Origin of the sequence: Gimesia panareensis (assembly GCF_007748155.1) — a bacterium.
Taxonomy (GTDB): domain Bacteria; phylum Planctomycetota; class Planctomycetia; order Planctomycetales; family Planctomycetaceae; genus Gimesia; species Gimesia panareensis.
In genome coordinates this window covers 3147448-3170403 of sequence record NZ_CP037421.1, presented here as the reverse complement: position 1 = coordinate 3170403, position 22956 = coordinate 3147448, and the positions used below count along the sequence as shown (strand labels likewise).

Sequence of the window (22956 nt, the reverse complement as noted above, 5' to 3'; positions counted from 1 at the left end):
CTCTTATTTTTCCTCAGTCGGACGCTGCCATTCGCTCCGCATCCATTTTACGAGCAGGTTGATATCGTGTTTGGAGAGCTTGGACTCTTCAAATGAGGGCATGATGTTTTTCTCGCCATAGAAATGTTCTCCCCCCGGCTTGCGGATGAAATCGGTGAGCCATTTTTCGGAACCGTAACCGTTGAAGTCCGGTGCGGCTCCGCCCCCTTCTTCATTCGGGTCCCCTGCTTTCATGGCGTGACACTGGGCACAGTAGCCATAGAACTCGACCACTTTCCCTGACTTGTCTTTGAAGTCGGCGCCGCTGAATACGGAAATCCCCCGCTGAATCACTTCTTCGGAAGGCTGTTCATAATCACGGCGTTTGGCTTCCCGGGCGATGAGAGCCGCGACCGCCTCGAGGTCCTCTTTGGTTAGGACCCCTTCCGGGCCGACATAGTCTTTGGCCCAGTCGCTCATATCGCCGTTCAGGATCGCATCGCCCCCTTTTGAAGAACCCAAGTGACCGAAGAACTTCGGTGCGGTCGGATCAGCCAGAAATTCCGCGATCCATTTCGTGGTCGCGAAGCCGGCCAGATCGGAAGCACGCGGCGTGGCTTTCACTTTTTTGCCGTCTTTCATTTCCATGATGAAATGGCCTGTCCCGTCATGCCCGTTCCAGGTATGACAGATGCCACAGTGCTGTGCGAAAATCAGCGGGCCCATGGATTTGGGGTCGTTGAGCAGGAGAGACGCCGGTCCTTCCGGAGGCACGCCGTTCTTACTGGCCAGCCAGGAGGCCCGCGCTGCATACGCCAGTTCCTGAGAACGGTCCAACGCATAGTCCGGTGCGCTGCGTTCCTGTTTGATGCCATACCAGCTGATGCCGGTAATAATCAACAGACCGCCGACATACACGGCCACCGCCAGACGCTGCCCCCATTTTTCGCCGAAGACTTTTTCATAGAAGGGAACCAGCACCAGGATCGCCAGGATCACGCCGGGCAGAACCGCGGTGACCAGGACTTCCAGTTCCTTGGGCACCATGTGTCGCAACTCAAACAGGAAGCGGACGAACCATTCGGGGCGCGCCACAAACGGAAACGCACTGTCGGCGGGAGCTTCCAACTTGATCGCGCTGGCAGGCAGGTCCTCTTCCCAGTCACCTATTCCGACTTGCAGATGCTGATTCTTCATTGAGGGATAGACCACAATCTGCAGGATGACGATGCCTGTCAGGACCAGTGTCAGAATCAGCGTGCGGGTGGTCTGGTAAGGCCAGTAGGGTTGCGTGATCTCATCTTTGACCGGATCGTCTTCATCCAGTTCGAAATCGACGTTCGGATCATCGTTCGCTTCTTTGATTTTCGCCGTCCGCAGGCGTTCGCGGCGGATCAGCGCCATGTGAAATACGAACAGCAGAATCGCGATCACCGGCAGAGCCATCACGTGGATCGTGTACAGGCGGGTCAGCGTCAGGTTACCGAATTCGCTGCCGCCAACGACCAGTGAACGCAGCGTGGAACCGATGACCGGCATGGTGCCGGCAATACTGGTTTCAATCTGGTAAGACCAGTACCCCTTCTGGTCCCAGGGGAGCGCATTGCCGGTAATCGTCAGGCCGATAATCACCCCGCCAATCATCAGGCTGGTCCAGTAGATGAACTCTTTGGGTTTACGGTAACCGGCTGAGATGATCACCAGGAAAATATGAATGATGATGGCGACGATCATCATGTGGGCGGTGTAGTGATGCAGTCCGCGGACAAACCAGCCCAGGTCGACCTGGGTTTCCATGTAATGCACACTGCCCCATGCGGATGCTTCAGACGGGCTGTAGACGGTCATCATCAGGGCACCGGTGACCATTTCGATCAGCATCATCAGCACCAGGGCTCCGCCCCAGATGAACTGCCAGCGGGAGCGGCGTTTGGTCGGAAAGTTCAACAAGAAGATCGCATGGAAAAAATTCTTGTATCCGGTTCGTTCATCGATCCACTGTTTCGTTTTTTCTGACAGCACGGAAATCTCTCCCCAGGGGAAACAGAATAATTTCAGCAAGATGATTTAAATACGGGAACAGGCAGACTGACTCGCTGTCAGCCGATCGCTTTCTTTTCAGAAATGCCGGTCTCAAATTTCTGATATTCGACCTCCACCCATTGCTCACCACGAACTTTTTTCAGGGAGGTCTTCAGTTCATCCATCCCCCGTGGTGCCGGACCTCCGACTACCGCGCCATCCGTCTGGAATGAGGCGGCATGACAGGGGCAGAAAAACTCTTCATCGCCGGGCACATAGTCGACCACGCATCCCAGATGCGGACAGGTTGAGGAAAAGGCGGTCACAGCACCGTCCTGGCCCTTCGTGATCCAGACTGAACCGATCGGACCGGCAGGATATTTCGTCCAGGCATCGACCCGTTGATCGATGATCGTGAACCGCTGGGGCACCCCCGGTTCCAGATCATCCAGCCGGGTCAGCCGGTAGGTCCTCTCTTTTTGCTGGCCCCGTTTGAGCGTCGAAAACAGAAAGCCCAGTGCGGGGACGGCCAGGATGGTGGCATAGACGGAACCTAGAATACCGCTGCAGTATTTGAGGAATTTTCGACGTCGCATGGTGTGAACCTTCAAATCTGGATCGTCTATTCAGAGTCAGCAGTCCGTTGAATCGGAGTATGCTCGGAATCAGACAACGAGTGACTTACAGGGTCATGGTGAGTTTCTTTTAATCTCGGACAGTAATCTTCAGCAGGATTTTGTTGGCAGGAGACAACCCGTTTTAGTGAGTTGCCTGTTTGGTGGGAAGTTCCAATCGATCAAGCCCGACATCTGTTCGCAACTTCTGACTGGGATCCTGTTCCGCTCATTATCCTAGCAGATTGGATCACAGATTACGAACATTAAATAAATCTAATAGTTTCAGGTCCTTAAGGCAATCGTGTTACTTAAATAGGATTATACTGTCCAGTATTGGCTGGTTGCAATCCTGGATCGCATGTTTTCAGGCATAAAAAAAAACGGCTCCCCTGAATCCAGAGGAGCCGTTTTCGTTTTTAGTTCAGTCAAACTGAGGGTTTGATTGAAGACTAGTCAATCAGACCGAACAGGTTTGACAGGCTGTTACCGCTCAGGCGGCGAGTCTGCTTCTGATTCTGCAGACGGCTTGGGAAGTAAGCCTTAGGATCGGAAGTCGGTGCAGGAGCTGCGGGAGCTGCTGAAGGAGCACATCCGGCAGGAGCACATCCATTGTCACAGCAAGGTTTTTCGCAGCAGCCTTCGACAACTTCGTATCCGCAGAGTTCCAGAGCCTGGACAGCTTCGCGAACAACTTTCTTGTCGCAGTCGCCCAGAGCACAGGTCAGAGCAGCTGTCAGCTCAGGTGAGCAGCAGCAGCAGTTCTTGCGGAGCTGGTCGCCGATTTCATCAGCAGCTTTGGCACGAACGCGTTCGTCAGCGTCGTTCAGAGCGTAGATGAAGGCACACATGATTTCCGGGTTGCAATCGCAGCGGAACTTGTCGCCCAGTTTGTGGATTGCTTTGCGACGGTGTTTAGCGTAGCAGGCAGTCTGAGACTGGTAGATCAGTTCAGCGATTTCGCAAGGATCAGCGTTGCAGCAAGGCTGTTCGTTGCAGCAGGAATCTGCAGCCGGTGCGGCACAGGTCTTAGGAGCGGGGCAGCAGCTCTTGGGAGCTGGAGCACAGCAAGCCTTGGGAGCCGGTGCACAGCAGGCTTTAGGAGCAGGAGCACAGCAAGCCTTGGGAGCCGGTGCACAGCAGGCTTTAGGAGCAGGAGCACAGCAGGCCTTGGGAGCCGGTGCGGCACATGCTTTAGGAGCAGGAGCACAGCAGGCTTTAGGGGCTGGTGCACAGCAAGCTTTGGGAGCAGGAGCACAGCAGGCTTTAGGAGCCGGTGCGCAGCAAGCCTTAGGAGCAGGAGCACAGCAGGCCTTTGGAGCCGGTGCACAGCACTTGTCCTGGGTGCAGGAATCGGTGCTGCAGCAGTTACGCTTGAACCAGCCACGCAGCTTCTTGCGAAGCGGTTTGCAGCAGGTCGGAGCAGATTCACAGCAGCAAGGCGGTTTAATGTTTGAGCACTGACGCTGGTAAGTATAAACGTTAGGCTCACACGGTTTCGTAATAGTAGGTTTACAGCATTCAGGTTGACACGTCGAGGCACATTCACAGCTCTTTGCAGCCCCGCAATTAAGCGAAAGGTCAAAAAGATCTGCTTGTGCAACGGCATTCATCCCCAATGCCACAACAAATGCACTTAACAGACTAATCCATTTCATAGAACAGCGTCTCCTTCTTGGGTCGTTTTCTGACCATCATAGACAGATTGATGTGCCTCTTTTGTCACATCACAGTGGTTACGGCGCGAATTTTGTTTTGTTCCTATTGGGACTGCTATTGGTCCAAGTTGAAAGCATCAACTCGCGCTGGCTTGAGTCTCAAGGCATCGTTCCGAGGTCAGATGCCTTTACGATAAACTTCTAGTAATTTCGATTGCAGGCGATGCACTCCAGCATCGTCCTGATTCACATCCGAATTGTTTGTTTTGATCATTCAGATATGAATTCTCATTGCGACTGGTACAATCTATCGGCGTGCTTGAATTACCGCTTGAATGTCTCAAGTCATTATCAGATAAAAAGGTTACGTCATTTTTACACACGATTATATGCGTCGTAACGGTTGGTTAAACTGGGTGGGCTTTGTGCTGTGAAATCCCCTCTCACCCCCCTGAAAATGTGTGAAACTGGGGGGACTGTGTGTTAAAAGGAAAACTGAACTCGACAGTTTCGGCTGTACCTAATGTGAGGAGAGACCCGTTCCCGGCGTCTCTTTTTATTGGAAGGTTTGCACCAGGTCGGTCTCGAAGTGACTCACAAGATCAGTGGTAAAACTTCGCCAGCTTGCCTGGTTGCTGAGGAGATTTAGCGATCAGTACTAATGAAAGCGGTCGCTCCTGATGTTTTCAGTTTGCACGCTGATGCGACTGCTCATGAAATGTGATTTGTGCGTGAAAAAGATATTCTTCAGTTTTGATAAGTCATGACGCCACGCTGCCCTGCTGACTTTCCAGGTAGTTCGCTGGCAGAGGCTTTCGTTTATAGTGATTGAACAGTTCTTGCTTTTCCGGAAATGGCAAACCATAATAAGGTTAACTTATCGATGCTGGGCCACAGGAGAGAACGAATGCGATACATTCTCATATTGAGCGCGGCTTGTCTGTTTGTGGGATATTCCAGTCCTGCTGAAGCACAGCATCACCATGGCGCACATGGCCATCATCATTCCTATCATGGACACGGTCACTCATATCCGCGTTATTATGGAAGCAACTGGGCCAGCCCCGGCTGGTCGGTCAGTGGCAATAACGGCAGCGTCTATTTCAATTTCGCGTTCCCGGGCAACACCTACTATGGTAATCCGTGGGGGCCGTACTTTTATAATCGCTTCGGTTATTACAGCACCAATGCATTTGTCGCCGGCAATCCGGTGCTGTCTCCCTACGGTTACTCTTTAAACGGCTTTTCTCCGATTCTGCCCGGCCAGGGATTTTCTCCTCCCACGGTCTATCCTTACAGTAACGTTCCTGGCACACTCCCGCTGACCAATCCGGGAACCGTCAGTAATCAACCGCTTAATAATGCAGTCCAGCAGGATCTGGAGCGGTGGAATGATCCGGACTGGCGGCCGGAACCCTCCCGTAAGATTCAGAAATATATCGTGCCTTCCACACGACACGCCCGCGAACTGAGTCTGCGGAACCAGGTCAAAGGGGACGAATATTTCCAGAAACTGGATTACCGCAGGGCCTACGAACGCTACAAGTTCGCTGCTTCACTGGCGAAAGATGTGGCAACACCCCATTTCAAAAAGGGGTTTGCGCTGGTCGCTCTGAAGCAGTACGACCGGGCGGCGTATGAATTCAAGCAGGGGTTGGTCCTGGATCCCAACTGGCCGGTCACCGGGGAAAGTCTGAGTGAACTGTTTGGCCCTGATAATGCGATCGCCCGGGATTCCATGGTGCATCAGGTGGCAGAGTGGGTGAAGGAAGACATTCGCGATCCGGAACGCCTGTTCGTATTTGGTGTCATGCTGCATTTTAATGGTCAGACCGAACAGGCACATGATGTCATTGAGACCGCAGCCCGTCTGGCAGGACGCGGCGATCACTTCCTCGCGTTTCTGGATCCTAAAGTCCAGCAGGCCGGACAACAGAAAATCCAGCAGAAAAATCAAATTGTGGGCGGCCATGTTGTCAATCCGGCCAATACCCGTCCCCCGGCGTTTGAGAAAAAATCCCAGCCTCAACCCGCAGCACAGCCTCTGGGGCCGAAGCGTGCGGCTCCGATTTCCGGGCCCCTGCCGCCTCCCCCGGCTGTAAAACAGCCTGCTGCCAGTCAGCCCAAACACGGAAAACCTGTGCCCAAACCACTTCCCCAGATCAACAATCTGGGGTTGCCTCCCCTCCCCCAGGCGGCAGATACACCGGGTGCGCCGTTGATTCCTGCCCCGGAGCCTGCTAAAAGTCAACAAACACCGTTGCTGATTCCCCCCAAATGATCTGACTGCTTGAATGCTGGGCCCTGTAAACTGATGAATGAATCCGCCACTCCGCGTCTCTTAGTGACATTATGTACTTATAATGAGAAAGAAAATCTGGAACAGCTGATTCCGGAAATTCATAAACACCTGCCGTATGCGGCTATCCTGGTGATTGATGATAATTCGCCCGACGGGACCGGGGACTATGTGAAATCGCTCAAGCAGACCGATTCCCGGATTCACTCCATTCACCGCAGTGGTAAGCTGGGACTGGGAACTGCCACGATTGCCGGCTTTCAGTACGCGATCGAAAACCATTATGATCTGGTGCTGAACCTCGATGCGGACTTCAGCCACCCGCCCCGTTTCATGCCGGATCTGGTCGCTGCAACGGAGCAGGCGGATGTCGCCATTGGCTCCCGTTATGTGCCCGGCGGTAAAATCGAAGGCTGGGGGCCTAAACGCTATTTCATGAGCGGGGCGATCAACTGGTATGCCCGGCTGCTGCTGAGATTGAAATCGCGGGACTGCAGCGGCAGTTTCCGCTGTTACCGCGTTCCCAAGCTGGCCGAGATCGATTTCAAGCTGCTGCGGGCGAAGGGGTATGCCTTCCAGGAAGAGATCCTCTATCGCTGTCGCCGGGTCGGCTGCACGTTTCAGGAAGTCCCTTTCACGTTCGAAGAACGCCGCTATGGCAGTTCCAAGATCAACATGAAAGAGGCCTTTTCGGCGCTGTGGGTCATGTTTGTACTGGGGATCGACAATCTGCTGGGAAAACGGGTCCGGGTGCTCTCCTCGGATTCAGTAGAATAGGCTCTGAAAGCACGCTTAAGTATGGCTGTGTGATTCATCCGGGAACGTGCCTTCCCGTACCTCGTTCGCATAAGCCTGGACCGCGGTGGTAATGTCGGAAGTCAGGTCCGCGTATTTTTTCAGGAACCGCGGATGGAAATCGGCGTTCATGCCCAGCATGTCAGGTGTCACCAGCACCTGGCCGTCGCAGCCCGCTCCGGAACCGATGCCGATCGTGGGAACCGTGACGGTTTCTGTGATTTTCCGTGCGATGGGGGCGGTAATCATCTCCAGTAAAATCCCGAAGGCCCCTGCTCTCTCCGCTGCCAGGGCATCGGCGATCAGCTGGTCCTCATCCCGCTGAATTTTACCCATACTTCCGATCGCACGCACCGATTGTGGCTTCAAACCCAGGTGAGCCATTACCGGGATATCAGCCGACGCGATCGCTTCGATGGTCTTGGCCTGATTGACGCCCCCTTCCAGCTTCACGGCGTCGGCACCGGTCTCTTTCAGGATCCGCCCCGCATTTTCCAGCGCCTGGGCAGGAGAGATATGAAACGACATAAATGGCATGTCGACGATCACCAGCGCACGCTGGGCGGCCCGGGCCACGATTTCACCATGATAAATCATCTGATCGACGGTCACAGGCAGTGTCGTGCTCTTACCCTGTACGACCATTCCTAAAGTGTCGCCCACCAGCAGGCAGTCTAAACCGGCTTCGTCCAGAATTTTTGCTGACAGGAAATCGTAGGCGGTCAGCATCGTAATCTTCTGTTGTTTCTGCTTGGCGGCAATAAAACGGGGGACGGTAAACTTTTTGGGCCGTGCTGGCGACGCATTCGACACGGAACTCTCCTTAAAACATGCAGCGGACCTGGCAACCTCACCAGGAGATAAGTCATTCAGCTCTATGATTCTAGACTTGCTAGGGCTGTGTGTGGTTCACAATATGAAAACAGAGTCCAGATTCGCAAGACTGTGGTCGTCAAATCTTCGAAAACGGCCCTCGCGACGCGTGTGTTGCATTTTGCACTGTTTTATTTTGCAACAATTGTTGCATCCTGCAACGGGTTCACTGAGGGCCAAAAACAGGCTGAAAATTTATTAGAACTCCAAATCCCTGTATTACAGGCTCTTACAGAAAAAAATGACGAAAAAATTCTGAGTGGTACGGCTTATGCAATATACCCTAAGCAGCGATGGTGGCAAGCGTTGGCCCGCACTTGCTCCATTCAGCACAGAAAAGGTGCTTCATTCACTTACGTGTTTGGAGCACCTTTTTTTATTCCCCCTCATTTTCCGCTTGAGCTCTCAATCCAGTCCTCCCGCCTTCTGGAATTCCTGACCTGACTTCAGTAGGATTGTGACACACCAGCTTCGTACGCTGGCTGAATTTCCAATTTCCATGCCACTGGCAGAATCATGCACTGAAGATTTGTCTCGAACGCTTCAGTCAGGAAGAATGCACCTCAGGAGGATATCAATCGTGCCAGAAAAAGTTGTCGTGATCGGATCAGGGCCCGCTGGTTGGGCATCTTGCATTTATACATCTCGTGCCAATCTCGAACCCCTCTGCTTCGAAGGGGCTCTGACTGAGGAAAACCGGCTGCAGGGGACGCTGCCTCTGGGACAGCTGGCATTAACGACCGAAGTCGAAAACTATCCCGGGTTTCCTGTCGGCAACCTGGGGGCGTACCTGGATGATGCCATTGAAGAATCCAAGCGGAAATACATGGCACCTCACCTGGGGCATGGAGTCAGTGGTCCGGAACTGATGGAACTGATGCGTCAACAGGCGATGAATTTCGGGACCAAAGTGGTGACCGATGACATCGTAGACGTCGATTTCTCTTCGCATCCCTACAAGGTGACACCGTCGAATGGGGAAACCGTGGAAACTCTGGCCGTGATCATCGCCACCGGTGCCCGGGCCAATTACCTCGGACTGGACTCAGAAAACCGTTTCAAGAATATGGGCGTCTCCGCCTGTGCGGTCTGTGATGGAGCCATGCCCCGCTTCCGTAATCATCCCCTGGTGGTGGTCGGCGGCGGTGACAGTGCGATGGAAGAAGCCTCTTACCTGACTAAGTTCGCCTCCAAGGTTTACCTCGTGCACCGCCGCGATGAATTCCGGGCCAGTAAGATCATGGCGGACCGGGCGCTCGCCAACGAAAAGATCGAAGTCAAATGGAACTCGGTCATCGACGAAGTTCTGGGGAACGACGAACAGGGCGTGACCGGCGTGAGGATTCGCAGCACTGTCGATGACAGCCAGACCGAAGAACTGGAAGCCACCGGTTACTTCGCTGCCATCGGTCACACGCCGAACGTCAATTTTCTCAAAGGCCAGATTGAGTTGAACGACAAAGGCTTCATCCAATGGCAGGTTCCTTTCCGCACCAATACGAATGTGGACGGTGTGTTTGCTGCCGGGGATGTGGCCGATGACAACTACAAGCAGGCGATCACCGCCGCCGGCAGTGGCTGTATGGCGGCCCTGGATGCGGAACGCTGGCTGGTTGCCAACGGTTACGAATAAGAGCCGAATTGGATATTCGCTGAAAACTAATACTGTCTGAAGGACAATCTCGTTATGTTGACAAAAGAAGGATGCCAGGCGCGACAGAAACGATTGTGGGAGGCTGTTCCCGATCATCTGGAATGGATTCTGATTGCAGACCCGCGTCATGTGCTGTATCTCTCGAACTTCCTCGTACAGCCCTGTAGTTTCTCGCGGGGCGAGCGGGCGCTGTTGCTGCTGGATCGGGAAAAAGGGGTCACCCTGATCGGGGATAACTTCACGCTCCGCTCTTCTGCTGCCGAGTTCTACGTCGATCACGAGGCCATCGAAAACTGGTACGATCACAAACACTCGGTCGAAAATCGTGACCACGCACTGTTCAAGGCCCTGAAGTCGGTGGTCCCTCAGTTAAAGGGACGCGCCGGGGCCATCGAAGCCGAATGGCTGCCGGTGGGAGCACTGCAGGAACTGGAGATTACGCAGACCGATGCCACTCTCGAACTGGGCAGCACACTGCGTCAGCTCCGCCGTCAGAAACACGACGACGAGATCGCACTCCTGAAACAGTGTATGCAGGCCTGCGACGCCGGCCATGCCTGTGCCCGGGAAGTGGTCGAAGCGGGCCGCAGCGAGTTTGATATCTTCCGTAAAGTTCAGGCTGCGGTCCTGCAGGCCGCGGGACTGCCCGTCATTATTTACGGCGACTTCAGGGCTTCAACGCCTGCGGTTCCCAAAGCGGGTGGACTTCCCTCCGGTCATGTCCTGGAAAACGGCGATCTGTTCGTACTCGATTATTCGGTCGTGATTCACGGTTACCGCAGCGATTTTACCAACACAATGGCGGTCGGCGAGCCGAGTGCCGAGCAGGAAAAGCTGTTCGGCCTCTGTCAGGCAGCCATGCAGGGAGGCGAATCGACGCTCAAGGCCGGGACGAAATGTGCCGACGTGCATGCGGCGACCGCAGCACCCATCTGGGATGCCGGCTATAAAGAGAACTTCCAGCATCACGCCGGTCACGGCTTGGGACTGGGACATCCGGAAGCACCGATTCTGGTGCCGGAGAGCATCGACACGCTGCTGGCGGGCGATGTGGTGACTCTGGAGCCCGGCGTCTATGTCGAAGGCATCGGCGGTATGCGGATTGAGCACAACTATCTGATCACGGACGATGGTTTCGAACGGCTCAGCAATCATGTGATTGCCCTCAAGTAACCGGACTTTCGCTGATTCCCCAGTCAGGTGTCTGAATTCATGTCGTCCTCTGAACTCCCGGAATGGATGGAAACAGATCTGCAGCAGATCCGGGAGGCGGGGCTGTTTCGTTCACGGAGGACGTTTCAGCCTCAACCAGGAGGACGCTGCCTGCTGGAAGATCGTGAGCTGATCAACTTTTCCAGCAACGACTATCTCGATCTGGCCCAGGACCCGCGCCTGGTTTCAGCCGCTTCTGAAGTGCTGACCGAACTGGGCGTCGGTGCCCGCGCCAGCGCCCTGGTGAGTGGTCGCACCAACTGGCATACCCGTCTGGAAGAACAACTGGCGGAATTCGAAGGGACCGAATCCGCGCTCCTCTTCCCCAGTGGCTATGCGGCCAACCTGGGAGTAATCTCAGCTGTCGCTCAGGAAGAGGATACCATCTTCTGCGATCGATTGAATCATGCGAGCCTGATTGATGGCTGTCGACTCTCGGGAGCCCGGTTCCGCGTCTATCGGCATGACGCGCTGGAGAAACTGAAACGCGAGCTGGCAAAATCGACCGGTGCGGGCAGAAAGTTCATTGTCACCGATTCCGTATTCAGCATGGATGGCATTTCCGCACCCCTGCCTGACCTGTGTGAACTGGCGGACGAATTCAGGGCCAGTCTGATCATCGATGAAGCGCACGGGACCGGCGTTTATGGTAAGGATGGTCGAGGGCTGGCGGAAGAACTGGGCGTCGAAGACCGTGTGACCATCCGCATCGGCACACTCAGTAAAGCGGTGGGCTGCCTGGGGGGCTTTGTGGCGGGGTCTGCGACGTTGATTGACTGGCTCTGGAACCGTGTGCGGACCCAGATCTACTCGACCGCCCTGCCCCCGTCGATCTGTGCCGCCGCCTGTGCGGCTCTACAGATCATCCAGACGGAACCGGAGCGACGGACACGGCTGCAGGAACTGTCCCAAGCTCTGAGATCGGGACTCAGAGAGCGTCCGCATCTGACGGTCCCTGACTCGAGAGGCCCCATCATTCCCGTCGTCCTGTCCGATCCCGCATTGACGATGCAGGTGGCCAGCGATCTGCAGGAAACCGGCTTTCTGGTGGGAGCGATCCGGCCCCCCACCGTTCCCCAGGGGACTTCGCGGCTGCGGATTTCCCTGACCTGTGCCCATCAGCGGGAAGATCTGGAGCGGTTTTTAAAAGCACTGGATGGTTCACTCGCCAGAAACGGCCAATCCCGATAAGGTATGCAGAACCGTTGATTGAGAGAGCCAACCCGGATGAATACGCCGTCAGAGACTACAATTAAAGAATCCCACATGAATTTCCGTGAGAAGATCAAAGAGGAATACCCGTTCGCTTCACACTGGTTGAAGATCGACGGCCATCAGTACCACTATCTGGATGAAGGCCAGGGAACGCCCCTGCTGATGGTACACGGGAATCCGACCTGGAGTTTCGCCTGGCGGCGGCTGGTCAAGCAACTTTCCCAGTCGTATCGTGTCATTGCTGTCGACCACATGGGCTGTGGTCTTTCAGACAAACCTCAGGATTATCCCTACACGCTGGCGAATCACATTGCGAACCTGAAAACCCTGATCCAGGAACTGGATCTGCAGCAGATCACGCTGTTTGCCCACGACTGGGGTGGCGCCATCGGGATGGGAGCGGCCGTCGATCTCCCGGAACGGTTCGAGAAATTCGTGTTGATGAATACGGCCGCTTTCCGTTCGCAGGAGATTCCGTTGAGAATTGCGGTCTGCCGGATTCCCCTGCTGGGCGCCTGGGGGGTACGCGGGCTGAATCTGTTTTCCGGTGCTGCGATCAAAATGGCCGTCGAAAAACATGAGCGGATGACTCCGGAAGTCAAAGCCGGCTTTCTGGGGCCGTACAACAACTGGCAGAACCGGGTCGCGGTGCACCGCTTCGTGCAGGACATTCCCCTCAAAGCTTCGCATCCCAGCTATGACACGCTGGTACACGTGGAAGAGGGACTGGCCCAGTTCCAGGGACATCCGCTGCTGCTGATCTGGGGAGAGCGGGACTGGTGCTTTACCACGAATTTTCTGGATGAGTTCGAGCGCCGGTTCCCGCAGGCGGAAACCCTGCGGATTCCCGACGCGGGGCATTACGTCTTTGAAGACGCGCATGAGATCATGGTGCCCCGCATTGAACAGTTTCTGCAGCAGTAGCCTGGGTAGCGTTTATTTAATAGTTTTCAGCGTGATCATGAGGTCGACAGCGTTAGCTATGTAAGTAATCACCGTGGCCGAGGGTATGTTCTTACTCTTGTTTTCAGGACTTCAACAGCACAAAAGCAAAATTAGCCGCAGGGCGTTAGCCCCGGTTGAAACGACTTTGGTATATCACATCCGAATTAAGAACCGCTACCTGGCAGCGACTTAGAAGTCGCCGAAGTCGGGATTGATCAGGTGCTCGGTGCTTCCCACGTGGGAAATCTTCTCTATTTTTTTGCGGGGTTGCTTGGGACGATAGGCTTCGAAATCATCGACCCGGAATTCCTGAATCATGTGATTAATCCGGTTCTCGATATTCGTCAACTGATCCCCTTCGTCAGGTGAGACGAAAGTGAAGGCAGCCCCTTTCTGGTCGGACGAGAGACGCCCCACGCGTCCGATGCGGTGCACGTAGTCGTCGCTGAATTCGGGAATATCGAAGTTGATGATGTGCGAGATCCCGCTGACATCAATGCCTCGCCCCATCACATCGGTGGCGATCAACAGGCGGATCTTGCCTTCCCGGAATTTTTTCAGCACCCGGTCCCGCTTGGACTGGGGCAGATCGCCGTGAATGGCGGCCACGTTTTTCAGCTTCTTTGAGAAGATCCGATCCAGCTTGTCAGCGCCCCGTTTGGTCCGGGTAAACACGATGGTCTGCTTCGGTCGTTCCTGGAACAGCAGCCGCGACAGTAGCTTGATTTTCCGGTCCGGATCGACGGTGACGTAATACTGATCAATGGCATCCACGCTGACCTTGTTTTCCGACAGGTCGATCATCACCGGCTCATTCATGTAGCGTTGAGCCAGCCGCTCGACGGGGGGCGGCAGTGTGGCCGAGAGCAGCAGGGTCTGTCTCTCTTTGGGACATTTCCGTAGAATCTTTTCAATATCAGGACGGAATCCGATATCGAGCATGCGGTCTGCCTCGTCGAGCACAGCAAACCGCAAGGTACTCAGTTTGAGGTTGCCCCGATTGATGTGGTCGATGACCCGCCCCGGCGTACCGACGGCGATCTGGGCCCCCTTCTTCAACTGGTTTTCCTGGGGGCGAACCGGCTTGCCTCCGACCAGAACCGCCAGGCTGAGTGATTTTGACGGACACAGCTTGCGGATTTCCGCAGCGACCTGCTCACTCAGTTCGCGGGTGGGGGCCAGGATCAAAGCCTGAATGCCCGGACGTCTGAGATCGATCTGCTGCAGGATCGGTAGCGAGAACGCGGCCGTTTTTCCGGTTCCGGTTCGTGCCTGTCCAATACAGTCTTTACCGGTGACCGCGATCGGGATCAGTTCGGCCTGAATCGGGCTCGGTTTTTCATAGCCTGCCTGACTCAGGTTTTTTAAGATTTTGTCATTGAGTCCTAATTGATCAAAACTATCTTTCGTGGTCTTTTTTTTCTTTTTCTGCTTTTGATTCATTTCCTGAAAATTCCTGCTGAGGCAGGAGAAATCTCGCTCTGCGCTGAGGCATCCTGTGCCGGAGCATTATTCTGGTGGCTGTTCATTTTCTGTATCAGTACCAGTCTGCTTCGCGTTATCCAGGTTCGCTTGTTCCCGAACCGAAACTCCGATCAGACGCTTGATGTCATTACTGTCAATGGCCTCATGTTCTACGAGTGCTTTTGCCAGCAGGTCAAGTTTCTCCCTGTTTTCTGTTAATATCTTCTCTGCCCGTTCTTCAGCAGCGTTTAAGAACCGCTGCATTTCCTGGTCGATGACATGTGCGGTTTCTTCACTGCACTCACCTTGAGACTTCATCTCTTTCCCCAGGAACGGGTTTTCATCTGAGTGGCGAAACGCCACAGGTCCAATGACATCACTCATGCCCCACTGACCCACCATTTTGCGGGTAATCTGCGTGGCGCGTTTGATGTCGTCTGCTGCTCCGGCTGTGTGCTCACCAAACACCAGCCCTTCCGCAGCACGTCCACCCAGCATGAAGGCCAACTGTGAGTGAAGTTGTTTTTCACCCATGTTGTAACGCTCTTCATCGGGCAGCAGTTGTGTCACACCCAGCGCTCTGCCGCGGGGGATGACGGTCACTTTGTGTACCGGATCGATTTCCGGCAATAACCAGGCCAGCAAGGCGTGGCCGGCTTCGTGATAAGCGGTCATTTCCCGCTCTTTTTCACTGAGAATCTCTTCGCGTGGTGGTCCCATTAAAACACGATCCCGGGCATTGTCAAAATCTTCTTTGTCCACCTGGTCCTTGTTCAGACGCGTGGCGGACAAAGCGGCTTCATTCACCAGGTTTTTGAGATCGGCTCCAGAGAAGCCGATCGTACCAGCGGCGATTTTTTCCAGATCGACATCGTCCGACAACGGGATTTTCCGCGAATGGACTTTCAGAATCGCTGCCCGTCCGTCTTTGGTGGGACGGTCAACGGTAATATGCCGGTCGAAACGACCGGGACGCAGCAGTGCCGGGTCCAGTACGTCCGGTCGGTTGGTAGCCGCGATGACGATGACCGCTTCATTCTGCTGGAAACCGTCCATTTCGCTGAGCATCTGGTTCAGCGTCTGTTCCCGTTCGTCATGTCCACCCCCCAGTCCGGCACCACGAATGCGGCCGACCGCGTCGATTTCATCGACGAAGATGATACAGGGGGCGTTTTCCTTGGCGTTACGGAACAGGTCTCGTACCCGGCTGGCACCCACGCCGACGAACATCTGAATAAATTCCGAACCGTTGATCGAATAGAAGGGGACGCCCGCTTCACCCGCAGTGGCGCGGGCCAGCAGTGTTTTCCCGGTTCCCGGGGAGCCCATTAACAACACCCCTTTGGGGATCTGAGCTCCCAGCCGCTGGAACTTGGCCGGGGTTTTCAGGAACTCAACGACTTCCTGCAATTCCGCCTTGGCCTGTTCCATCGCTGCGACATCGTCGAAGGTCGTCTGTTCTTCAGAGGGACGGAACCGTTTGGCCGGGCTCTTGGTGAAATTACCCAGCATGCCGGAGCCCATCGGGTCTGCCGAACGTCTTAGCATGAACCAGAAAAAGCCGATGATCAGCAATGGACCAATCAACCAGGGCAGGATATACGTGCCAATGCCGACGCTGGTGCTCTCTGCTTTGAACGTTACATTCTGTTTGATCAGTTCCGGAACCAGATCCCGATCTTCAACCGGATGGGAGGGCAGTACGGTGTTGAATTCTTCCGCGAGCTTGTCGTCTTTTTTCTTGTCTTTGTCATCCGGATTTTTCGGACGGACTTTCCATTTTCCGGTCAGGATATCGCCATGGAAATCGACGGAATCGACGTTGCCCCGTTTGAGCTCTTTGATGAAAAAGCTGTAGTCCACCTTCGAACCGGTATTTTCGGGCGAAGATTTCATCAGCATCAGGCTGCCGATGACCAGGATCAGCAGGATAATCAGCCAGGGGCCGGTCGAGGGGGCCCCTTGAGTTTCTTTGCTGGATGGCTTCTGGGGATCTTTGCCGGGAGGAGGTGTTTGTTGGGGGTTCTCCTGAGGAGAGGCCATATGCTGTTCCGTTCGTTGCTTAAGATCTTCTTACTGGTTGCTGATGGCTGGGGTCATGCGGTATGTCATCTGGTTTCGCATCAGCGTTCGACCGGGCTATTCTTCCTGCGGGATGCGGGGAGACATGTGTATAATTGCCAGTTTCAATAATATTTGCTGATTCTATGGGAAAATCTGTCCTGCAGGCAATGGTGGCAGGCCTGTTTTTAGAAAGGAACGGGCAAGCCGTTGCGAAATTTAAGTGCAGCGGCTGAGCGAGCTTATTGCGGTTTGACTGAGGACCTCTAATCCTTCAGTCCGTAGCGGACGATGCACCAGAGTGCCTTCACGCCATCTTTCCAGCCGATTTTCTTGCCCTGATCGTAAGTACGGCCGTCATAACTGATTGACATCTCGAAAATGCGACAGCGACGACGGGCTACTTTCGCTGTGAGTTCGGGCTCAATTCCGAACCGGTTCTGGCACAGCCCGGGGGCGATTTCCTTGATGACTTCCTTTTTGAACAGTTTGTAGCAGGTTTCCATATCCGTCAGGTTCAGATTGGTAAAACAGTTCGACAGTGTCGTCAGAAATCGATTTCCGAGATAGTGCCAGTAATACAGCACGCGGTGGGGCTGGTCTCCCAGAAACCGGCTGCCGTAAACGACATCCGCCCGCCCTTCAATGATCGGCTGCAGCAGCCGCGGGTATTCTGAAGGATCGTATTCGAGGTCGGCGTCCTGAATCAGCATCACATCGCCATTGGCTTCCAGAAAACCGGTACGGACCGCAGCCCCTTTTCCCTGGTTGACCTCATGAAAAATGACCCGCACCTCATTCAGTGAGTCTGATTCCGATTGAGACTCTGCTTCCAGCCGCTTCAGAATATCGCGGGTCCCATCGGTACTCCCATCATCGACCAGCACCAGTTCCTTGCGGATCGGTACTGCCTTCACCTGATTGATCAGGTTTTCAACAGTCTTTTGCTCATTGAAAATCGGGATCACGACTGAGAGCAGAAATTCTTCCGGAATGGGATAAAATCCGAGTTGGCGGCAACCCGCCTCACCCAGGGACGACTTCAGCGAGTCATACCATTCGGTTGTGTAAGGGTAGCCGTGCTCATCAGATTGCGGAAAGCGTGTGATTGACGATGGTTCCATGATAAACTTTTAATCATCAAGGGGTTGTTGGTTTGTTATTAATCAGTTCTATCCTGTATTATAAGTCGTAAACAGCATCTGCAAGGGGAGTTTCTGTTTCGTTTCCGCTTTCGTTGACGGTGGCGTGGAACGGATCGGTTTACATTATCCAGACTGTCAGTCTGAGTATCCTCATTGTGACAGTTGTGACGAACATATCGAATTCTCTGATCCCGAAGCATTGAGGCGCCGCGATGAAAACCACTCAGATTTTGTTCACTGATGTCAGTTCTCAAACCTGGATCGAAGAGCAACTGCTCAACGCAGAGAGCCATCCCGAGTTCTCACAACAGGCAGACTGGTCAATTCAGAAACGACAACTGCACGGCGGCTCCTCAGAAGGAGTCGACCTGATCGAGGTGAATAACGGCCGGTTGAAGCTCACCGTTCTGCCCACGCGGGGAATGGGGATCTGGAACGGTATGCTGGAAGATCTGCCTCTGGGCTGGAATTCCCCGGTCAAATCCCCTGTAAATCCCGCTTTCGTGAACCTTTCTGAGCGGGGAGGCCTGGGCTGGTTGAGCGGGTTTAATGAGCTGATCTGCCGTTGTGGCCTGATTTCCAACGGTCCTCCCGGCACCGACGCGGACGGGAATCCGCTGGAGTCCGAACTGACCCTGCACGGTCGCATCGCCAACACACCCGCGCATTACGTGGCGGTCGAGCTGGATCCCGCTGATGGCGGCTGGCTGCGGATTACCGGGCGGATGAGCGAAGGCATGCTGTTTGGCAGCCAGTTGCAGCTGGAATCCACACTCGAGACGCAACTGGGATCGGCGTCCTTTACCATCCGGGATCGGGTTACGAACGTGGGCGCCAGTGAGGCAGAATTGGAGCTGCTCTACCATATCAATGTTGGTGCCCCTTTTCTGGAAGCAGGCGCGCAATTTGCGATTCCCTTCGAAGAAATGGCACCGCGCGATCCCCGTGCTGCTGAAGGAGTTACAGACTATCAAACCTATTTGGGACCAACTCCCGATTACGCCGAGCAGGCCTACTATTTCCAGCCGGTCGCTGACGAACTGGGAGTGACTCCTGCCCTGCTTTCTGACAGCAGGGGTAAGCTGGGGTTTCTGGTGGAATTTAAGAAGGCGGGCCTCCCCTGCTTTACACTCTGGAAGAATACGCAGCCGGAAGCAGCCGGTTATGTAACCGGTCTGGAGCCAGGCATCAATTTCCCCAATTTCCGCGCCACGGAACGCGAACAGGGCCGGCTCAAAGGACTTAAACCAGGGGAGCGCTATGAGACGGAATTCAAAGTTTCCATTTTGAATAATTCAGATTCGGTTGATGCCATCCGGCAGAAAATCACGAAACTAACTCAACAGAGTCCCTCGGTGATTCACGAATCGCCGCACCCCCGGTTTTCCTGAGTCAAATCAGAGTGAGATTGAATTCCGGCTGAAATCGGTGAAAAATCGAAGAAATCAGCGATTTCATCACTTTCTGCCGTCTATAAGGCTGGAATTAAATCAAATGCTTCTGATATATTTGCCGGACTGATCTGCTTTGTGTGTTGATCAATGCGTTGGGCATTGTCCATAGAGTCAGACAGATGGTTTTGGAGAAATTGGTATTTGCTGGAACGTTGCGGGAGATTCTCTGATCTCTTCGCTTTTTTTTTCGATAGTCAGTTCCGGTTTGAAGGCAAGTTGACAGTCCTGTTTCAGGCCCCGGCATCAATCACTGCTCGATGCCCCCAGTCAGCAAAGAGACGCTTTTAAGCCAGCGAAACGAGCTCCGCTCTGTTTCCGCTGACATCCAAAATCACTTATGGCTTCCAGTTGTAATATGAATTTCGAAATCGAAAGCGTATTTGGATTTTTTTTAGTATGGTTGATCGTAACTTAATTCGAGAGTTTGGTGTTTCGGACGAAGACCTGGATGCAGCGTTTGCAGAGGTTATGCCCGAAGTTGAGGCTGGTGAAGAAGAAGAAAATGACTGGGTACTGGATGACGTATATGCATCTGTCTCCTGTGCCTATGACGTCAATCAGATCATCGACGGAGTCGTACTGAGTGTTGACGGTGAAGAGGTTCTCGTCGACATCGGATTCAAGAGCGAAGGCGTCGTCCACATCGACGAATGGTCAGAAGAAGAAGAGCCTCCCAAGGCTGGCGATAAAGTACAGGTCCTGCTCGAAGAGGTCGAAGATGAATTCGGCCTGACGATGCTCTCCAAACGGAAAGCGGATCGGATTCGTGAATGGGAAAAGGTCATCGCGACCCACGCCGAAGGCGATGTGGTTTCCGGTACCGTGGTCCGCAAGATCAAAGGTGGTCTGCTGATCAACATCGGCGTGAACGTCTTCCTGCCCGCCAGTCAGGTCGATATCCGTCGTCCCTCTGATATTGCTAACTACATTGGCCGCACAATCGAGTGTGTGATCCTCAAAATCGACGAAGCCCGTCGCAACATCGTGGTCTCACGTCGTAAGCTTATCGAAGAAAAACGCGAAAAGCTCAAACAGGATCTGCTCAGCAAGATCGAAGAAGGTCAGATCGTCAAAGGGGTTGTCAAGAACATCGCCGACTTCGGTGCCTTCGTCGACCTGGGCGGTATCGACGGCCTGCTGCACATTACCGACATGAGCTGGGGCCGGATCAATCATCCGACTGAGATCGTCAAGATTGACGACGAAATCGAAGTCATGATCCTGAGCGTCGATCGCGAAAAAGAAAAGATCGCTCTGGGCCTCAAGCAGAAAACCCCCAGCCCCTGGGAACTGGTCGAATCCAAGTACCCTGTGGGAACCAAGGTTACCGGGACTGTGGTCAACGTCATGTCCTACGGTGCCTTCGTCAAGCTGGAAGATGGTATTGAAGGTCTGGTCCACATCAGTGAAATGTCCTGGACCAAACGTATCAATCACCCCAGCGAACTGGTCAACATCGGCGACGAAGTCGAAGTCGTTGTCCTGGGCGTCAACAAAGACAAGCAGGAAATCTCACTGGGTATGAAACAGACTCAGTCCAATCCCTGGGACGAAGTCACCAAGAAATACCCCGAAGGGGCCCGGGTCAAAGGGACCGTTCGCAACCTTACCAACTACGGTGCCTTCATCGAACTGGAAGAAGGTGTCGACGGTCTGTTGCACGTGAGCGATATGTCCTGGACCCGTAAGATTTCACACGCCAGCGAAGTCATGAAGAAAGGCGATGAAATCGAGTGTCTGGTCATCTCGGTTGACGAAGAACGCAAGCGGATCGCCCTGGGCCTGAAGCAGCTCTCTTCGGATCCCTGGGAAACCGACATTCCTCAGAAATACCAGCCCGGTGCGATCGTACAGGGTGTGGTCACCAAGATTACCAACTTTGGTGTCTTCGTAGAACTGGAAGACGAACTGGAAGGTCTGCTGCACATTTCTGAGCTGGCCGACCACAAGGTCGAAAATCCGGAAGATATCGTCAAGGTCGGCGAAACTCTGGACGTCAAGATTCTGCGAGTCGATACGGAAGACCGTAAAATCGGCCTGAGCCGTAAACTCGAAGAGCCAATCGAAGAAGAAGCAGAAGCAGGCGAAGGCGGAGAAGCTCCTGCAACTCCCCGCAAGGAACTGATGGGCGGAACCGGTGGCGACGCTCCTCTGTTTACCATGCCTTCAGAGAGTGCCGAAGCTGCTTCGAACGATTCCGATTCGAGCGAAGAGTAATCAGCACCAGTCACTTTCAGTCAGGAACTGTCAGTGACAGAAAGAGACAGAGCGGCGGTCAGTCTTGATCGCCGCTTTTTTTACGCACCCACTCGATTTGCTTGTGGCACCGCGGGGGGGCGTGTCGATTCAGGAGCCCTGCCACTCCTGCACAAATCAAGCCTGATTGATGCAAGATCGGAGCGTTCTTTTTGTGGAAAAGTACAGTGACAGCTGTATTTTAGCTCGCTAATCCTGCCCAGCCGCTACAACCGGTACAGCTTCCGTAGATCCTTGATTTACAGGGCCGCTTTTCCAGACCGAGTTCAGAAAAGCGTCGATTTCTGCCGATACAAATTCTACAGGGTGTTGGTAATTCTAACCGACTGCCCGTGATTGAATTATCGTGTCGAGAGGAAACGAGTTCCCGCGAACGGTTGCAAATCGAATGGAAAACCATGGACTTCAAACGGTCTTTCCATTTGTCACCAGAAACAGATTACAGGTTTTCCATGCAGAAAACTGCTCGACGGCGTTCCTCTTCAGCCGTACAGAACCCATTAGAAACATATCTCAAAGAAATCAATGAAACCGCCCTGCTCTCTGCAGAAGAAGAGCGAGAGCTGTCGAATCGCATTGAACATGGTGATAAAGAAGCACGCGACCGCATGGTCCGTGCGAATCTGCGACTGGTGGTTAACATTGCCCGTGCCTACTCCGGTAAAGGGCTCCCCCTTCAGGACCTGATCGAAGAGGGCAACCTGGGGCTCCTGCGGGCGGTCGAAGGTTTCGATCCCGATATGGGAACCCGCTTCAGCACCTATGCCAGCTATTGGATTAAACAGTCCATCAAACGGGCCCTGGTCAATTCTGCGAAGACGATTCGCATCCCCGCCTATATGGTCGAACTGCTGACCAAGTGGCGTCGTGCGACCGCACAGCTCCAGGATACGCTGGACCGGACTCCGACGACGGAAGAAGTCGCCCGCGAACTGGACCTGCCTCCCAAGAAACTGAAAATCGTCAAGAAAGCCATTCAGCTTTACAACTCTTCACCACAGTCCGAACAGCAGGACGCCGGCTGGTCACTGGGAGAAATGATTCCCGATGACCGTCTGAAAGGTCCCGATGACGAGCTGGTCGAAAATGACAATCTCAAGCACGTCTACCGGCTGCTGAAAGAAATTCCGGATCGCGAAGCCAATATCCTGCGGATGCGTTTCGGGCTGGACGGCGAAGAACCCAAGACACTCAAAGAGATCGGCCAGGCGCTCGGACTCACGCGCGAGCGGGTCCGTCAGATCGAGAGTGAAGCACTCAAGAAGCTGGCCAAGGAGATCAGTGGCGAATAAACGCCCTGCCCTGTCAAA

The 22956-nt window shown here is 54.0% G+C and carries 18 protein-coding genes; 11 read left to right on the top strand and 7 right to left on the bottom strand.

What is annotated here, in order from left to right:
- Positions 1-3: 3 nt before the first annotated feature.
- The 3 genes from Enr10x_RS11930 to Enr10x_RS11920 form a co-directional block, all read right to left on the bottom strand.
- A complete protein-coding gene (locus Enr10x_RS11930) occupies positions 4-2001 on the bottom strand; it encodes a cytochrome b N-terminal domain-containing protein (protein WP_145449276.1) in 1998 nt (665 codons plus the stop codon).
- Positions 2002-2078: 77 nt separating this feature from the next.
- Entirely contained in the window at positions 2079-2597 is a 519-nt protein-coding gene (locus Enr10x_RS11925; RefSeq protein WP_145449273.1) for a QcrA and Rieske domain-containing protein, read from the bottom strand.
- A gap of 470 nt (positions 2598-3067) precedes the next feature.
- Positions 3068-3505, bottom strand: coding sequence for a HEAT repeat domain-containing protein (locus tag Enr10x_RS11920; protein ID WP_232093443.1), 438 nt, complete (start codon positions 3503-3505; stop codon positions 3068-3070).
- A gap of 85 nt (positions 3506-3590) precedes the next feature.
- On the opposite strand from Enr10x_RS11920, the gene Enr10x_RS29925 reads away from it, so the two are divergent.
- From Enr10x_RS29925 to Enr10x_RS11910, 3 genes are all read left to right on the top strand, one after another.
- Positions 3591-4079 carry a hypothetical protein gene (locus Enr10x_RS29925; protein WP_197997650.1) on the top strand — a complete coding sequence of 163 codons (489 nt, stop codon included), beginning with the start codon at positions 3591-3593 and terminating at the stop codon, positions 4077-4079.
- A 1101-nt stretch (positions 4080-5180) separates the two neighbouring features.
- Entirely contained in the window at positions 5181-6554 is a 1374-nt protein-coding gene (locus tag Enr10x_RS11915; protein ID WP_145449271.1) for a tetratricopeptide repeat protein, read from the top strand.
- A 33-nt stretch (positions 6555-6587) separates the two neighbouring features.
- Complete coding sequence (locus Enr10x_RS11910) at positions 6588-7349, top strand: polyprenol monophosphomannose synthase (RefSeq protein ID WP_145449269.1); 762 nt, start codon at positions 6588-6590, stop codon at positions 7347-7349.
- Between the two features lie 15 nt (positions 7350-7364).
- On the opposite strand, the gene panB is transcribed toward Enr10x_RS11910, so the two are convergent.
- Positions 7365-8180, bottom strand: coding sequence for a 3-methyl-2-oxobutanoate hydroxymethyltransferase (gene panB, locus Enr10x_RS11905; protein WP_145449266.1), 816 nt, complete (start codon positions 8178-8180; stop codon positions 7365-7367).
- Positions 8181-8312: 132 nt separating this feature from the next.
- On the opposite strand from panB, the gene Enr10x_RS11900 reads away from it, so the two are divergent.
- The 5 genes from Enr10x_RS11900 to Enr10x_RS11880 all read left to right on the top strand — a co-directional run bounded on the left by Enr10x_RS11900 (position 8313) and on the right by Enr10x_RS11880 (position 13245).
- Positions 8313-8684, top strand: coding sequence for a hypothetical protein (locus Enr10x_RS11900; RefSeq protein WP_145449264.1), 372 nt, complete (start codon positions 8313-8315; stop codon positions 8682-8684).
- Positions 8685-8820: 136 nt separating this feature from the next.
- Positions 8821-9873: an FAD-dependent oxidoreductase gene (locus tag Enr10x_RS11895; protein WP_232093343.1), complete on the top strand. Its 1053-nt coding sequence runs from the start codon at positions 8821-8823 to the stop codon at positions 9871-9873.
- Between the two features lie 54 nt (positions 9874-9927).
- Positions 9928-11067 (top strand): M24 family metallopeptidase, encoded by a 1140-nt coding sequence (locus Enr10x_RS11890; protein WP_145107571.1) that lies wholly within the window; start codon positions 9928-9930, stop codon positions 11065-11067.
- Between the two features lie 39 nt (positions 11068-11106).
- The gene (bioF, locus tag Enr10x_RS11885; protein ID WP_145107573.1) at positions 11107-12297 is read left to right on the top strand and encodes an 8-amino-7-oxononanoate synthase; all 1191 of its coding nucleotides are present in this window, start codon (positions 11107-11109) and stop codon (positions 12295-12297) included.
- Between the two features lie 75 nt (positions 12298-12372).
- A complete protein-coding gene (locus Enr10x_RS11880; RefSeq protein WP_145107576.1) occupies positions 12373-13245 on the top strand; it encodes an alpha/beta fold hydrolase in 873 nt (290 codons plus the stop codon).
- Between the two features lie 210 nt (positions 13246-13455).
- On the opposite strand, the gene Enr10x_RS11875 is transcribed toward Enr10x_RS11880, so the two are convergent.
- From Enr10x_RS11875 to Enr10x_RS11865, 3 genes are all read right to left on the bottom strand, one after another.
- On the bottom strand, positions 13456-14709 hold the full coding sequence (locus Enr10x_RS11875) for a DEAD/DEAH box helicase (protein ID WP_145107578.1): 1254 nt from the start codon (positions 14707-14709) through the stop codon (positions 13456-13458).
- A gap of 66 nt (positions 14710-14775) precedes the next feature.
- Positions 14776-16773 (bottom strand): ATP-dependent zinc metalloprotease FtsH, encoded by a 1998-nt coding sequence (ftsH, locus tag Enr10x_RS11870; protein WP_145449262.1) that lies wholly within the window; start codon positions 16771-16773, stop codon positions 14776-14778.
- Between the two features lie 284 nt (positions 16774-17057).
- The gene (locus Enr10x_RS11865; RefSeq protein WP_197996521.1) at positions 17058-17915 is read right to left on the bottom strand and encodes a glycosyltransferase family 2 protein; all 858 of its coding nucleotides are present in this window, start codon (positions 17913-17915) and stop codon (positions 17058-17060) included.
- A 233-nt stretch (positions 17916-18148) separates the two neighbouring features.
- Here Enr10x_RS11865 and Enr10x_RS11860 point away from each other — a divergent pair, with 233 nt between their 5' ends.
- The 3 genes from Enr10x_RS11860 (at position 18149) to Enr10x_RS11850 (ending at position 22938) form a co-directional block, all read left to right on the top strand.
- On the top strand, positions 18149-19327 hold the full coding sequence (locus tag Enr10x_RS11860; RefSeq protein WP_145107582.1) for an aldose 1-epimerase family protein: 1179 nt from the start codon (positions 18149-18151) through the stop codon (positions 19325-19327).
- A gap of 459 nt (positions 19328-19786) precedes the next feature.
- Positions 19787-21607, top strand: a complete 1821-nt coding sequence (locus Enr10x_RS11855; protein ID WP_145107585.1) for a 30S ribosomal protein S1 — start codon at positions 19787-19789, stop codon at positions 21605-21607.
- Positions 21608-22098: 491 nt separating this feature from the next.
- Positions 22099-22938 carry a sigma-70 family RNA polymerase sigma factor gene (locus Enr10x_RS11850; protein ID WP_145107587.1) on the top strand — a complete coding sequence of 280 codons (840 nt, stop codon included), beginning with the start codon at positions 22099-22101 and terminating at the stop codon, positions 22936-22938.
- Positions 22939-22956 lie beyond the last annotated feature (18 nt).

What these genes read in the sequence shown, in the direction of transcription:
- Enr10x_RS11850 (WP_145107587.1), top strand. Translation starts at nt 22,099, where the DNA reads ATGCAGAAAACTGCTCGACGGCGTTCCTCTTCAGCCGTACAGAACCCA.
- Enr10x_RS11910 (WP_145449269.1), top strand. Translation starts at nt 6,588, where the DNA reads ATGAATGAATCCGCCACTCCGCGTCTCTTAGTGACATTATGTACTTAT.
- ftsH (WP_145449262.1), bottom strand. Translation starts at nt 16,773, where the DNA reads ATGGCCTCTCCTCAGGAGAACCCCCAACAAACACCTCCTCCCGGCAAA.
- Enr10x_RS11915 (WP_145449271.1), top strand. Translation starts at nt 5,181, where the DNA reads ATGCGATACATTCTCATATTGAGCGCGGCTTGTCTGTTTGTGGGATAT.
- Enr10x_RS11880 (WP_145107576.1), top strand. Translation starts at nt 12,373, where the DNA reads ATGAATTTCCGTGAGAAGATCAAAGAGGAATACCCGTTCGCTTCACAC.
- Enr10x_RS11865 (WP_197996521.1), bottom strand. Translation starts at nt 17,915, where the DNA reads ATGGAACCATCGTCAATCACACGCTTTCCGCAATCTGATGAGCACGGC.
- Enr10x_RS11890 (WP_145107571.1), top strand. Translation starts at nt 9,928, where the DNA reads ATGTTGACAAAAGAAGGATGCCAGGCGCGACAGAAACGATTGTGGGAG.
- Enr10x_RS11925 (WP_145449273.1), bottom strand. Translation starts at nt 2,597, where the DNA reads ATGCGACGTCGAAAATTCCTCAAATACTGCAGCGGTATTCTAGGTTCC.
- bioF (WP_145107573.1), top strand. Translation starts at nt 11,107, where the DNA reads ATGTCGTCCTCTGAACTCCCGGAATGGATGGAAACAGATCTGCAGCAG.
- Enr10x_RS11860 (WP_145107582.1), top strand. Translation starts at nt 18,149, where the DNA reads ATGAAAACCACTCAGATTTTGTTCACTGATGTCAGTTCTCAAACCTGG.
- Enr10x_RS11855 (WP_145107585.1), top strand. Translation starts at nt 19,787, where the DNA reads ATGGTTGATCGTAACTTAATTCGAGAGTTTGGTGTTTCGGACGAAGAC.
- Enr10x_RS11875 (WP_145107578.1), bottom strand. Translation starts at nt 14,709, where the DNA reads ATGAATCAAAAGCAGAAAAAGAAAAAAAAGACCACGAAAGATAGTTTT.